The 13,201-nt window shown below is 69.1% G+C and carries 5 protein-coding genes and 3 pseudogenes; 4 read left to right on the top strand and 4 right to left on the bottom strand.

From position 1 onward, the window contains the following. Positions 1 to 114: 114 nt before the first annotated feature. The 4 genes and pseudogenes from QC826_RS05245 (at position 115) to glp (ending at position 7,843) form a co-directional block, all read left to right on the top strand. Positions 115 to 3,182: pseudogene (locus QC826_RS05245) on the top strand (Rne/Rng family ribonuclease). Positions 3,183 to 3,437: 255 nt separating this feature from the next. Continuing rightward, positions 3,438 to 4,779 (top strand): annotated as a pseudogene (chrA, locus tag QC826_RS05240) (chromate efflux transporter). Between the two features lie 54 nt (positions 4,780 to 4,833). After that, complete coding sequence (gene moaA / locus QC826_RS05235) at positions 4,834 to 5,943, top strand: GTP 3',8-cyclase MoaA (RefSeq protein WP_279764697.1); 1,110 nt, start codon at positions 4,834 to 4,836, stop codon at positions 5,941 to 5,943. A gap of 1 nt (position 5,944) precedes the next feature. Further along, the gene (gene glp, locus QC826_RS05230; protein ID WP_279764696.1) at positions 5,945 to 7,843 is read left to right on the top strand and encodes a gephyrin-like molybdotransferase Glp; all 1,899 of its coding nucleotides are present in this window, start codon (positions 5,945 to 5,947) and stop codon (positions 7,841 to 7,843) included. A gap of 19 nt (positions 7,844 to 7,862) precedes the next feature. Here glp and QC826_RS05225 read toward each other — a convergent pair. The 4 genes and pseudogenes from QC826_RS05225 to cqsA all read right to left on the bottom strand — a co-directional run bounded on the left by QC826_RS05225 (position 7,863) and on the right by cqsA (position 13,110). Beyond that, positions 7,863 to 9,892: pseudogene (locus tag QC826_RS05225) on the bottom strand (acyl CoA:acetate/3-ketoacid CoA transferase). 105 nt (positions 9,893 to 9,997) lie between these two features. After that, positions 9,998 to 11,353 (bottom strand): DNA recombination protein RmuC, encoded by a 1,356-nt coding sequence (gene rmuC, locus QC826_RS05220; protein ID WP_279764695.1) that lies wholly within the window; start codon positions 11,351 to 11,353, stop codon positions 9,998 to 10,000. A 15-nt stretch (positions 11,354 to 11,368) separates the two neighbouring features. After that, positions 11,369 to 11,767: a group II truncated hemoglobin gene (locus tag QC826_RS05215; protein WP_279766389.1), complete on the bottom strand. Its 399-nt coding sequence runs from the start codon at positions 11,765 to 11,767 to the stop codon at positions 11,369 to 11,371. A gap of 95 nt (positions 11,768 to 11,862) precedes the next feature. Beyond that, the gene (cqsA, locus tag QC826_RS05210; protein ID WP_279764694.1) at positions 11,863 to 13,110 is read right to left on the bottom strand and encodes an alpha-hydroxyketone-type quorum-sensing autoinducer synthase; all 1,248 of its coding nucleotides are present in this window, start codon (positions 13,108 to 13,110) and stop codon (positions 11,863 to 11,865) included. Positions 13,111 to 13,201: the final 91 nt, after the last annotated feature.

Raw genomic sequence — 13,201 nt, 5'->3', positions numbered from 1 at the left:
CCGCACATCAGGGCATACCCACCGCAACCATTTTAATTCTCGCGTATATCCCTGTACTTCGCCGCTCCCACGGGGGCGGCATTGAGATGGCCCCCGGGTCGCGGAGTTAAAAAAATGAAACGCATGTTGTTTAATGCTACGCAGCAAGAGGAACTGCGCGTAGCGATTGTCGACGGTCAGAAATTGATCGACATCGACATCGAAACCGCCGGACGCGAACAGCGCAAGTCCAACATCTACAAGGGTGTCATCACCCGCATCGAACCCTCCCTCGAAGCCTGCTTCGTCAGCTACGGCGAAGACCGCCACGGCTTCCTCCCCTTCAAAGAAGTTGCCCGCACGTACTTCCGTGAAGGCGTCGACGTGCGCACCGCCTCCGTCAAGGAAGCCCTGCGCGAAGGCCAGGAGATCATGGTCCAGGTCGAGAAGGAAGAGCGCGGCAACAAGGGCGCGGCGCTGACCTCCTTCGTCTCGCTGGCCGGCCGCTACCTGGTCCTGATGCCGAACAACCCGCGCGGCGGCGGCGTGTCGCGCCGCGTCGAGGGCGAGGAGCGCCAGGAACTGCGCGAAACCATGGACAAGCTGGACCTGCCCGCCGGCATGTCCGTGATCGCCCGCACCGCCGGCATCGGCCGCAACGTCGACGAGCTGCAGTGGGACTTGAACTACCTGATGCAACTGTGGCGCGCCATCGAGGGCGCCGGCAAGTCGGCCTCCGGCGCCTTCCTGATCTACCAGGAATCGTCGCTGGTGATCCGCGCCATCCGCGATTACTTCCAGCCCGACATCGGCGAGATCCTGATCGACACCGACGACATCTACGAACAGGCGCACCAGTTCATGAGCCACGTGATGCCCGACATGGTGCACCGCGTGAAACGCTACAGCGACGACGTGCCGCTGTTCTCGCGCTTCCAGATCGAACACCAGATCGAAACGGCCTACTCGCGCACCGTGCCGCTGCCGTCGGGCGGCGCCATCGTCATCGACCACACCGAGGCCTGGTCTCGGTCGACGTCAACTCGGCGCGCGCCACCCGTGGCTCGGACATCGAGACCACCGCCTTCAACACCAACTGCGAGGCCGCCGAGGAAGTGGCGCGCCAGCTGCGCCTGCGCGACTTGGGCGGCCTGATCGTCATCGACTTCATCGACATGGAAGTGGCGAAGAACCAGCGCGAAGTCGAACAGCGCCTGAAGGACGCGCTGCACCACGACCGCGCCCGCGTGCAAATGGGCAAGATTTCGCGCTTCGGCCTGATGGAACTGTCGCGCCAGCGCCTGCGTCCTTCGCTGTCCGAAGGCTCGCACGTGACCTGCCCGCGCTGCTCCGGCACCGGCCACATCCGCGACACCGAATCGTCCGCCCTGCAAGTGCTGCGCATCATCCAGGAAGAGGCGATGAAGGAAAACTCGGCCACCATCCACGTCCAAGTACCGGTCGACGTGGCCGCCTTCCTGCTCAACGAGAAGCGCGGCGAAGTGCTGAAGATCGAGAACCGCCACCGCATCAGCGTGATCCTGATCCCCAACAAGCACCTCGACACGCCGCACTACAAGCTCGAGCGCATCAAGCACGACGACCCGCGTCTGGAAGACAGCCAGGCCAGCTACACCCTGGCCGAGCAGGCCGAGACCGACATGGCCTACAGCAAGCGCCAGAAGGAAGAAGCCAAGCCGCGCCAGGAAGCCATGGTCAAGACCATCACCCCTGACCAGCCGGCCCCGCTGGTCGAGCGCAAGCCGGCCGAGACGGTCAAGGCCGCTCCGGTCGCCGCGCCTGTTGTCGCCGAACAAGGTTTCTTCGAGAAACTGTTCAGCATCTTCCGCGCCAAACCGACGAGCCCGGCCATGCCGACCGCCCCGACCATCGTGGTCAAGGCGCCGCCAGCCGGCGCCGCCGCCGACCGTGGCGACCGCAACGGCCGTGGCCCGCGCGGCCGCAGCCGCAACGGCAAACCGGGTCGCGAAGGCGAACCGGGCGCCGCCCGCCCAGTCGCCGACGAGGCCGCCAAGCCGGTCGACGCCACCGGCCGTCCGGCCCGTCCGCCGCGCCCACCGCGCGAACCGCGCGAACCGCGTGAAGGCCAGGCCGTCGAAGGCCAGGCACCACGCGAACGCGCCGAGCGCCCTGAACGTCCCGAGCGCGCCGAACGCACCCCGCGTCCACCGCGCGAACCGCGCGGCGACAAGCCGGTGGGCGAAGTCAAGACCGAAGAGCTGGCATTGACGGCAGTCGCCGTCGGCGCCGACGTGGCGCTGAGCGCACCGCTCGTCGCTGTGGTCGGCGAGGCTATCGAAGTGACCCTGAAGCCGGCCGCCAACGTCGGCCCTGAAGGCGAAGATGGCGAAGCGGGCGAAGGCGACGAGCCACGCCGTCGTCGTCGTCGCGGCGGCCGCAACCGTAACCGTCGTGAACGCGAAGGCGGCGAAGAAGGCCAAGAAGGCGGCGTCAACGGTGAAGCGCATGAAGCTGGCGAAGCCGGCGACAACGCTCCCGTGATCAGCTTCACCGTCGCCCCGGCCGTCGAAGCCGTCGCCACGGAAGCCAACGAGGCAAGCGCGCCGGCCGCAGCGACCGAAGCACCGGCCGTGGTGGTGGAAGCCGTCGCCGAGCAAGCCGCCGCGCCGGTCGAAGCCGTAGTTGCCGAGAAGCCAGCAGTCGTTGCGGAAACCAAAGTGGAAGCCGCGCCGCTTGTCGAGGCAGTGGTCGAAGCCGCGGTGGAAGCCGCCGCCCCGGTAGCCGAGCCTGTCGCCGCCGTGGTGGTGGCACCGGCTGTGGTCGAAACCGTGGTCGAAGCCGTGGTCGAAGCCCCTGTCGTTGTCGAGGAAGCGGCTGCAGTCGTTGCCGAGGCAGCCCCGGTGGTCGTCGAAGCCGCCCCAGTGGCAGCCGTCGTCGACGCTCCGGCCCCCGCGGTTGTCGCGGCACCAGCAGCACCGGTTGCCGCCCCCGTCGCCGCTCCGGTCGCAACCGCCGCCCCAGTGGCACCGTCGGCACCGATCGACCTGCAGGCGGTGCTCGGCTCCGCCGGCCTGACCCTGGCGGCGACCGACCCGGCCAAACTGCGCGCCGCGCAGGAAGCCGCCGCCAAGGCAGTCGCACCGGCCCGCGTTCCACGCGAACGCAAGGCGCTGCCACAGCAAGCGGAAGAGCCTTTGGTGCAAATCAACACCCGCAATTAAGCCAGCGGACTAGCCGGCCGGGTCCGTCCCGGCCGGCGCAACGACAAGGGGAAGCCAGGTGCTTCCCCTTTTTTCGTTCCGGCCAGAAAGTTCGCGCATCCCGCAACCAAAGCGCCGCCGACCGCCCCGATGTTCGGCCAACGAACATCGGGATAGGAACATAGCTCAAGCCGGTGGCGAACGTTTGTCAGGCCGGGGCATCCACGCTACACTGGCCGCATCCGCCAACCGGCCCCCCTCCAACAAGAAGCAACCATGAGCCAGGCTCCGCCGCCGCAACGCCCCGCCCCCGTCTCCCTGCGCACCGCCTTCTGGTATTGGCTCAAACTCGGCTTCATCAGCTTTGGCGGCCCGGCCGGCCAGATCGCCATGATGCACAGCGAACTGGTGGAAAAGCGCCGCTGGATCTCCGAACAACGCTTCCTGCACGCCCTCAATTACTGCATGCTGCTGCCCGGCCCGGAGGCGACCCAGTTGGCCGTCTACATCGGCTGGCTGCTCCACCGCACACCCGGCGCGATTATCGCCGGCGTGCTGTTCGTGCTGCCATCGCTGCTGATCCTGATCGCTTTGTCGTGGATCTACATGGCATTCGGCAGCGTTCCCGCCGTCGCCGCGATCCTCTACGGGATCAAGCCGGCGGTGGTCGCCATCGTGCTGGCGGCGGCTTGGCGCATCGGCTCGCGCACGCTGAGGAACGCCGCCCTGGCCGGCATCGCCGTGGCCGCGTTCGCCGCCATCGCCGTGCTACACCTGCCATTTCCCGCCATCGTGCTCGGCGCCGCCCTGCTCGGCCTGGTCGGCGGCAGGTTCTGGCCGCGCTTCTTCCAGATCGGCGGCCAGCATCCCGACCGCAAGACCTCCTACGGCCCGGCCATCATCGACGACGACACGCCGACGCCGGCCCACGCCCGCTTTTCCTGGGCCGGCCTGGTCCGCGTCGCCCTGGCCGGCGCCGCGCTGGGCCTGGCCGCCTGGCTGCTGCTGGCCGGGCTGTACGGGCCGCGCCAGGTGCTGGCGCAGATGGGCTGGTTCTTCACCAAGGCCGCCCTGCTGACCTTCGGCGGCGCCTACGCGGTCCTGCCCTACGTCTACCAGGGCGCGGTCGACCATTTCCAATGGCTGAGCGGGCCGCAGATGATCGACGGCCTGGCGCTGGGCGAAAGCACGCCCGGCCCGCTGATCATGATCGTCGCCTTTGTCGGCTTCGTCGGCGCCTGGGGCCAGGCCGCGCCCGGCGCCGTGCTCGGCCTGGCCGGCGCGGCCGGCGTGGCGGTGGCCGCCTTCTTCACCTTCCTGCCGTCCTTCGTCTTCATTTTGGCCGGCGGCCCGCTGGTCGAGGCCAGCCGCGACAACATCCGCATGACGGCGCCGCTGACCGCCATCTCGGCGGCCGTGGTCGGCGTCATCGTCAGCCTGGCGCTGTTCTTCGGCGAGCACGTTTTCCGGCTGGAAACTCCGGCGCCGCGCTGGCGACCTCGCCGCCGTCGCCATCGGCGCGGCCGCCTGCGTCGCCCTGCTGCGCTTCAAGGTCGGCACCATCAAACTGTTGCTGGCCTGTGCGCTGGCTGGCCTCGTGCTATCGTATTCAACTTAGGCTTGATCTCCGGGCTTTCCATTTGTACGTTCCAAGCGGTAACATTGCGAATTCATGGCTGAAAAAATCATCATAGTGTCCGACAGCCGCGCCCAGGCGCCGGCCGTCCCCGCGATCCTGGAGGCACCGACCGGGCGCGTCGAGGACCAGCTCGCCCGGCCGCTGCACGACCTGCGCATCTCCGTCACCGACCGCTGCAACTTCCGCTGCGTCTACTGCATGCCCAAGGCGGTGTTCGACAAGGACTACGACTACCTGCCGCACGGCGCCCTGCTGTCCTTCGAGGAGATCACCCGCCTGGCGCGCCTGTTCATCGCCCACGGCGTTGAAAAGATCCGCCTGACCGGCGGCGAGCCGCTGCTGCGCAAGAACATCGAAAGGCTGGTCGGCATGCTGGCCGAGCTGAAGACCGTGCACGGCCGCCCGCTCGACCTGACCCTGACCACCAACGCCTCGCTGCTGGCGCACAAGGCGCAGTCGCTCAAGGACGCCGGCCTGCGCCGCGTCACCGTCTCGCTCGACTCGCTCGACGACGCCACCTTCAAGCGCATGAACGACGTCGACTTCGCCGTCGACGACGTGCTCAAGGGCATAGACATGGCGCACCAGGTCGGCCTCGGCCCGATCAAGGTCAACATGGTGGTCAAGGGCGGCATGAACGACCAGGAGATCGTGCCGATGGCGCGCCACTTCAAAGGCTCGCCCTACATCCTGCGCTTCATCGAATACATGGACGTCGGCGCCTCGAACGGCTGGAACATGGCCGAGGTGGTCCCCTCGGCCGAGGTGGCGCGGCGCATCCACGCCGAGCTGCCGCTCGAACCCCTGGGCGCCAACTACACCGGCGAGACGGCGGCGCGCTGGCGCTACCTCGACGGCGGCGGCGAGATCGGCCTGATCTCCAGCGTCACCCAGGCCTTCTGCAAGGACTGCTCGCGCGCCAGACTGTCGACCGAGGGCAAGCTGTACACCTGCCTGTTCGCCAGCCGCGGCCACGACCTGCGCGCCCTGCTGCGCGGCGGCAACAACGACGCCGAGATCGGCAGCGTGCTGGCCGGCCTGTGGCGCGGCCGCGCCGACCGCTATTCGGAACTACGCACCATCAATACCAGCGGCCTGTCCGGCCGCGCCAACAAAGTCGAAATGTCTTACATCGGGGGATAGCTTGCCATTCAAACACACCATCAGCGGCCTGATCCTGGCCGGCGGCCGCGCCACCCGCATGGGCCGGGTCGACAAAGGCCTGCAACCCTTCCGTGGCATGGCCATGGTCGCCCACGTGCTGCAACGGCTGGCGCCGCAGGTGGCCGGCGTGGCCATCAACGCCAACCGCAACCTGCCGGCCTACGAGAGCTACTGCACCCCCGTCTGGCCGGACGAACTGGGCGGCTTCGAAGGCCCGCTGGCCGGCCTGCAGACCGGCCTGCGCCACTGTGACACGCCGCTGCTGCTCAGCGTGCCCTGCGACTCGCCCTTCCTGCCCGACGACTTGGCGGCCCGGCTGCACCAGGCGCTGAGCGAACAGGACGCAGACCTGGCCGTCGCCGTCACCATGGAGGTCGACGAGTCCGGCCGGCTGCGGCGCCAGGTGCATCCGGTGTTCAGCCTGCTCAAGACCAGCCTGCTGCCCCAGCTCAGCGCCTACCTCGACAGCGGCAACCGCCGCATGGACGGCTGGTACGGCGCGATCCGCGTCGCCGAGGTGCTGTTCGACGACGCCGCCGCCTTCCGCAACATCAACACCTTGGGCGAGCTGCAGCAGTACGAGCACGGCGCGCCGGCCAACGCGCCGACGCTGGCCCAGGTGGTCGGCTGCCTGGCCGACTACGACCCGGAGGCGCTGCCGGTGCGCCACGCCCAGCGCATCATCGGCGAGTTCATCACGCCGATCGAGGCGGTCGAACAGCTGGCCCTGCGCAGCGCGCTCGACCGCGTGCTGGCGGCCGACATCGTCTCGCCGATCAGCGTGCCGGCGCACGACAACTCGGCGATGGACGGCTACGCCCTGCGCGGCGCCGACCTGCCGGGCGACGCGCCCGTCACCTACGGCGTGGTCGGCACCATCCTGGCCGGCCGGCCGCACGCGCTGACGGTCGGCCCCGGCCAGTGCGTGCGCATCATGACCGGCGGCGTGATGCCGGACGGTTGCGACACCGTGCTGCCGCAGGAGCTCGCCGCGCTGGTCAACGACGCCGGCGTGACCATCGCGCCCGGCGTGATCCGCGCCGGCGACAACCGCCGCTTCAAGGGCGAGGGACTGATGGCCGGCACGCCCGCGCTGAAACGGGGAAAGATCATCCGCCCGGCCGACCTGGGCCTGATCGCCTCGCTCGGCCTGGCCGAGGTGGCCGTGCGGCGCCGCCTGCGCGTGGCCTTCTTCTCCACCGGCGACGAGCTGCGCTCGATCGGCCAGACGCTAGACGCCGGCTGCGTCTACGACAGCAACCGCTACACCATCTACGGCATGCTGCAGCGCCTCGGCTGCGAGGTGATCGACATGGGCATCGTCAAGGACGACCCGGCGGAGCTGGAGGCGGCGCTGCGCAGCGCCTGCGAGAACGCCGACGCCATCGTCACCTCCGGCGGCGTCTCGGTCGGCGCCGCCGACTACACCAAGCAGATCATGGCGGCGCTGGGCGACGTCACCTTCTGGAAGATCGGCATGCGGCCCGGCCGCCCGCTGGCCTTCGGCAAGATCAGCTCGAACAACCACAGCGCCTTCCTGTTCGGCCTGCCCGGCAATCCGGTCGCGGTGATGGTGTCGTTCTACTTCTTCGCCCGCGCCGCGCTGCTGCGCATGATGGGCGCCGAATCGCCGCTGCCGCTGCTGCGCGTGCGCTCCACCACGGCGATCCGCAAGAAGCCCGGCCGCACCGAGTACCAGCGCGGCATCCTCGGCAGCGACGCCGACGGCCGGCCGCAGGTCGGCATCACCGGCTCGCAGGGCTCGGGCATTTTGCGCTCGATGTCGGAGGCCAACTGCATGGTGGTGCTGCACGACGAGCAGGGCAACGTCGCCGCCGGCGACCTGGTCGACGTGGTGCTGTTCGACGGCCTGGTCTAAGGCCGGACGGCGGCGCGCCTCAACCGTCGCCGCGCTCCGCCTCGCCGCCCTCGCCCTCGCCCTGCCCGCGCAGGCGCGACATCGCCTCGGCCGCGCTGGCGAACAGCGCCGGTTCTTCTCGATGCGGCGGAAGGCGTTGCCCAGGCAGGCGCGCATGAAGGTGCTGTGGGTGTAGCGCGTCACCTTGCTGTAGAAGCGCTCGGTGAGGCCGTTGACCATCGCCACATAGTCGTCCATCAGCTCCGGCGTGATCGAGAAGTGGTCGTAGTTGATCACCGCCGGCACCTTGTGGCCGAGCGGTTCCAGCAGCGCCGCCACCTTTTGCCGGATCGCCTCGATGGCGGCCGCGTCGGCCACCTCGAAGCCGGCGAAGTTGACGAAGAAGACCTGCTGGCGCGGATCGTACAACAGCCGCTGCGCCAGCGGCTGGGCCAGGAAGTTGACGCGCCAGCCCATCGGCGCCGGCGCGAAGATGCGCGCGTCCATCGTCTTCAACTGGGGGCTGAGCAGCGGCCGGAAGCCCATCCGCGCGAAGATGTCGCGCTCCAGGTCGACGCCCGGCGCCACCTCGACCAGCTCCAACCCCTGCTCCATCAGGCGGAACACGCAGCGCTCGGTGACGTACAGCGCGCTCTGGCCGCGCTTGAGCGCGTAGGCGCCGCTGTAGGTGCGGTGCTCGACCTCGTCGACGAACTTGATCGAGCGGCCCTCCTGCACGATGCGCAGCAGGCCGCCGCGCACCGCCACCTTCAAGCCGCCGGCGGTAAAGGTGCCGACGAAGACCACCTTCTTGGCGTTCTGGCTGATGTTGATGAAGCCGCCCGCGCCGGCCAGCCGCTCGCCGAACTTGCTGACGTTCAGATTGCCGTGGCGGTCGGCCTGCGCCAGGCCGAGGAAGGCCACGTCGAGCCCGCCGCCGTCGTAGAAGTCGAACTGCGAGGGCTGGTCGATGATGGCGTCGGCGTTGGTGGCGGCGCCGAAGTTCAAGCCGCCGGCCGGCAGGCCGCCGATCACGCCCGGCTCCGCCGTCAGGGTCAGCAGGTCGAGCAGCTTCTCCTCGGCCGCCACCGCCGCGATCCCCTCCGGCATGCCGATGCCCAGGTTGACCACGCTGTTGGGGCGCAGCTCCATCAGCGCGCGGCGGGCGATGATCTTGCGCTCGCCCAGCGTCATCGGCGCCAGCGCGTGCAGCGGCACGCGCAGCTCGCCGGCGAAGGCCGCGCTGTACGGCTCGGCGAAGGTCTGCATATGGTATTCCGGCTTCTCCGCCACCACCACGCAGTCGACCAAAATGCCGGGGATCTTCACCTGGCGCGGATTGAGCGTGCCGCGCTCGGCGATGCGCTCGACCTGGACGATGACGATGCCGCCCGAGTTGTGCGCCGCCATGGCGATGGCCAGCGCCTCCAGGGTCAGCGCCTCGCGCTCCATGGTCACGTTGCCGTTGGCGTCGGCCGTGGTGCCGCGGACGATGCCGACGTGGATCGGCTGGGCCTTGTAGAACAGCTGCTCGCGCCCGCCCAGCGTGGTCAGCTCGACCAGCTCCTCGGTGGTGCGCGCGTTGATCTTGCCGCCGCCGTGGCGCGGGTCGACGAAGGTGTCCAGGCCGACGTGGGTCAGCAGGCCGGGCTTGCCGGCGGCGATGTCGCGGAACAGCTGGCTGATCACGCCCTGCGGCAGGTTGTAGGCCTCGATCTGGTTGGCCGTGGCCAGCTTCTGCAGGCCCGGCACCAGGCCCCAGTGGCCGCCGACGACGCGCTTGAGCATGCCGGCGTGGGCCAGGTGGTTCAGGCCGCGATGCTTGCCGTCGCCCTGCCCGGCCGCGTAGATCAGGGTCAGCCCGCGCGGGTGGCCGCCGCCCTCGGCCGCCAGGAAGCGCTGCTCCAGCGCCACCGCGATGTTCTCGGCGAAGCCGACGCCGACGAAGCCGCCGGTGGCGATGGTGTCGCCGTCGCGGATCAAGCCGACCGCGTCGGCCGCGCTGACGATCTTGTTGCGCTGGACAGCGGGCATGCCGCTGGACGAGAAATCGAAGCTACGACTGGGCATGATGGTCTCCGCTAAATGGCTACGTTGATGCAGCTCTGTTTGTGCGTGGTACTCGTGCGGCGTCTTGCGGTGATTCGTGCGGCGGGTGCGGTGCTTGTTCAGTTGCTAGTTCAGTTCCTGGTTCAGTTCCAGGTCGGCGGCGTCGATCTCCGGCCCCAGCAGCAGCTGCGCCGCCTCGCTCGGCAGCGCCTCCACCGACTTCAGCTTGCGCGCCATCTGCCGGCTGCGCACCTCGGCCGACTCGATGTTCTTGGCGGCCCGTTCCAGCGTGGTCTTGGTGGCCGCCAGCACGTCGCCGAACTTGGAAAACTCGGTCTTGACCGCGCCCAGCACCTGCCACACCTCCGACGAGCGCTTTTCCAGCGCCAGCGTGCGGAAGCCCATTTGCAGGCTGTTGAGCAGCGCCGACAGGGTCGACGGCCCGGCGATGCTGACGCGCTGTTCGCGCTGCAGGTCGTCGGCCAGGCCGGGCCGGCGCATCACCTCGGCGTACAGGCCCTCGGTGGGCAGGAACAGGATGGCGAAATCGGTGGTGTGCGGCGGCGACAGATACTTCTCGGCGATGGTCTTGGCCTCGCCGCGCACGGCGCGTTCCAGCTCGCGGCCGGCCAGCGCCACGCCGTCGGCGTCGGCCCGGTCGGCGGCGTCGAGCAGGCGCTCGTACTGCTCCTTGGGGAACTTGGCGTCGATCGGCATCCACACCGGCGCGCCGCCCTCGACGTGGCCGGGCAGCTCGAGCGCGAACTCGACGCGCGCGCCGCTGCCGGCGATGGTCTCGATATTCTTGCCGTACTGCTCGGGCGTGAGCACCTGCTCGAGCAGCATCTCCAGCTGCACCTCGCCCCAGGTGCCGCGCGTCTTCACATTGGTCAGCACCCGCTTCAAATCGCCGACGCCGAGCGCCAGCTGCTGCATCTCGCCCAGGCCCTGGTGCACCCGCTCGAGCCGCTCGGAGACCTGCTTGAACGATTCGCTCAAGCGCGTCTCCAGGGTCGCGTGCAGCTTCTCGTCGACGGTCTTGCGCATCTCCTCGAGCCGCGCGCCGTTGTCGCTCTGCAGCTCGCGGATCTTGGTTTCAAGGGTGGCGCGCACCTCCAGCAGCCGCGCCGCGTTCGACTCGGTCAGGCCGGCCAGGGTCTGCCGCATGGTCTCGCCGAAGCGCTTCAGGCTGGCGGCCTGTTCCTCGCGGCCGCTCTGGCCCTGGGTTTCGATCTGCCGGCGCATGCCGTCGAGCTGCTGCACGGTGGCGGCGTGGGCCTGCGCCAGGCTCTGCCCCATCTCCTGCCGGGTCGCCTGGGCGGTGGCCTGCAACTGCATGCGCACCTCGCGCTCGACCCGCTCGATGCGTTCGAACAGCTCGGCGCCGCCGCCGCCCTGGCGCCCGCGCAGCAGCGCGACGATCTGCAGCGCCAGCACCACCACGGCCACGGTCAGCAGGACATAGAATTCGATTTGGTTCATATGGAGGGGGCTGGGTTAGTCCGGCTTGTTGCGCATCCAGTCGGCGGTCTGGTAGAAGGACTCCATCAGACGCAGCCGCAGGCCCTCGGCCACGCCGACGTCCTCCATCGCCCAGGCCATCGCGCGCAGCCACTGGTCGCGCTCCTGCGTGCCGATGGCGAAGGGCATGTGGCGGGCGCGCAGGCGCGGGTGGCCGAAGCGCTCGACGTAGGCGTCCGGCCCGCCCATCCAACCGGTGAGGAACCAGAACAGGCGGTCGCGCGCGTTGTCCAGGGTCGGCGGGTGCGCCGAGCGCAGCAGCGCGAACTCCGGCTCCAGTTCCATCAGGTCATAAAAACGGTCGACCATCTCGCGCACGCGCGTCTCGCCGCCGATCACTTCATAGAGGGATTGAGGTTCTGTCATAGCCGCCATCATAGCGCAAGGCCGGCCCGGCCGTCGCCGCCATCCGGCGCCCGCGCCGCGCCGCGTCGAGCCGCCGCGCGGCGCGGCGCCGGCCCGACCTGCCCTTAGACCAGCGCCAGCCGGCGCAGCCGCCGGGTCGACGACCAGCCCTCCAGCCCGACCTCGTCGCGGATGTCCGCGCAGGCCGCCAGCAACTGCTTGACCTGGGCCGGCTTGAGGCCGGCGTTCAGCGTCAGCCGCACCAGCGAGCGGTTCTTCGGCGTGGCCGGCGCGCAGAACATGGCGCCGTAGACGCCGTGCCGCTCCAGCGCCTTGCGCAGCGCCAGCGTCTTCGGCTCCGGCCCGGCCTCCAGCGCGATGATCTGCTCGCTGCCGTCGTCGACGTTGTAGCCCAGCTGGCGCAGGCTGTCGCGGATCAGGCGGGTCTGCCGGTGCAGCGCGGCGCGGCGGCCGTCGGCGCCGGCGACGAAGTCGAGGGCGGCGTCGAACCAGGCCAGCTCGTGGCTCAGCAGGCAGGAGCTGAAGATGGCCGGGCGCGACTCGGACAGGAAGTAGCCCTTGAACTTGCTCGAACAACTAATAATACCGGCGCGCCCGGCGAAGGCCTTGGCCAGCGAGGCGGTGCGGAAGTGCACCCGCTCGCCCAGCCCCCACTGCGCCACCAGGCCGGCGCCGCCCGGGCCGTGCGTGCCCAGCGAATGCGACTCGTCGACGATCAGAATGCTGCCGCTGCGCTCGGCCAGCTCGGCCAGCTCGGCCAGCGGCGCCAGGCTGCCGTTGGTGCTGTAGAGCGAATCGACGACGATGATGCCGCGGCCGTGCTTGGCCAGCTGGCGCCGCAGGTGCGCCATGTCGTTGTGCAGGAAGGAGACGGCCGGCGCGCCGGCCGACTGCGCGCCCTCCCACAACGAGGCGTGCGCCTGCATGTCCAGGTAGACCGGAATGCCGGGGCCGGCCAGGCACTGCACCAGGCCGACGTTGGCGGCCCAGCCGGACTGCGCCAGGATGGCGTCCTCGGCGCCCATGAAGGCGGCGAACTTGCGCTCCAGGCGGTGCTGGGCGCTGCCCTCCTGCAGATACACGGCCGACATCAGCAGCTCGCCCTGGCTGTTCTGCAGCGCGCGCAGCTGCGCCTGCACCAGCGCCGGCTCGCCGGCCAGGCACAGGTAGTCGTTGCCGGCTAAAAAGATCGCGTCGACCGGCGTGGGCTGCCAGGCGTGCGGATGCTCGCCGCCCAATAATTCTTCGATCCGCGTCACATAGTGTTCATCCATGCGGCGGACGACGAAATCGGGCATGGAATGTTCGGCACCGCGCGGACGCGGCAAGGTGGTGGCGATAGCGTTGGACATGATTCCCCCTTCAGGAGTGGTTGTTTTTTAGAGAACTACGCCCAAGACCTTGAGGCAAAAAAAACAAGGGAGATTGATACGGATCAACAGT

Source organism: Rugamonas sp. DEMB1 (assembly GCF_029834475.1).
Lineage (GTDB): Bacteria > Pseudomonadota > Gammaproteobacteria > Burkholderiales > Burkholderiaceae_D > Rugamonas > Rugamonas rubra.
Note: the sequence above shows the minus strand (reverse complement) of the source record. Positions and strands in the feature narration are given on the sequence as shown.

Bases quoted from the DNA above. Each gene is read 5' to 3' on its own strand.
- moaA (WP_279764697.1), top strand. From the start codon at position 4,834: ATGGCTGAAAAAATCATCATAGTGTCCGACAGCCGCGCCCAGGCGCCG.
- rmuC (WP_279764695.1), bottom strand. From the start codon at position 11,353: ATGAACCAAATCGAATTCTATGTCCTGCTGACCGTGGCCGTGGTGGTG.
- QC826_RS05215 (WP_279766389.1), bottom strand. From the start codon at position 11,767: ATGGCGGCTATGACAGAACCTCAATCCCTCTATGAAGTGATCGGCGGC.
- cqsA (WP_279764694.1), bottom strand. From the start codon at position 13,110: ATGTCCAACGCTATCGCCACCACCTTGCCGCGTCCGCGCGGTGCCGAA.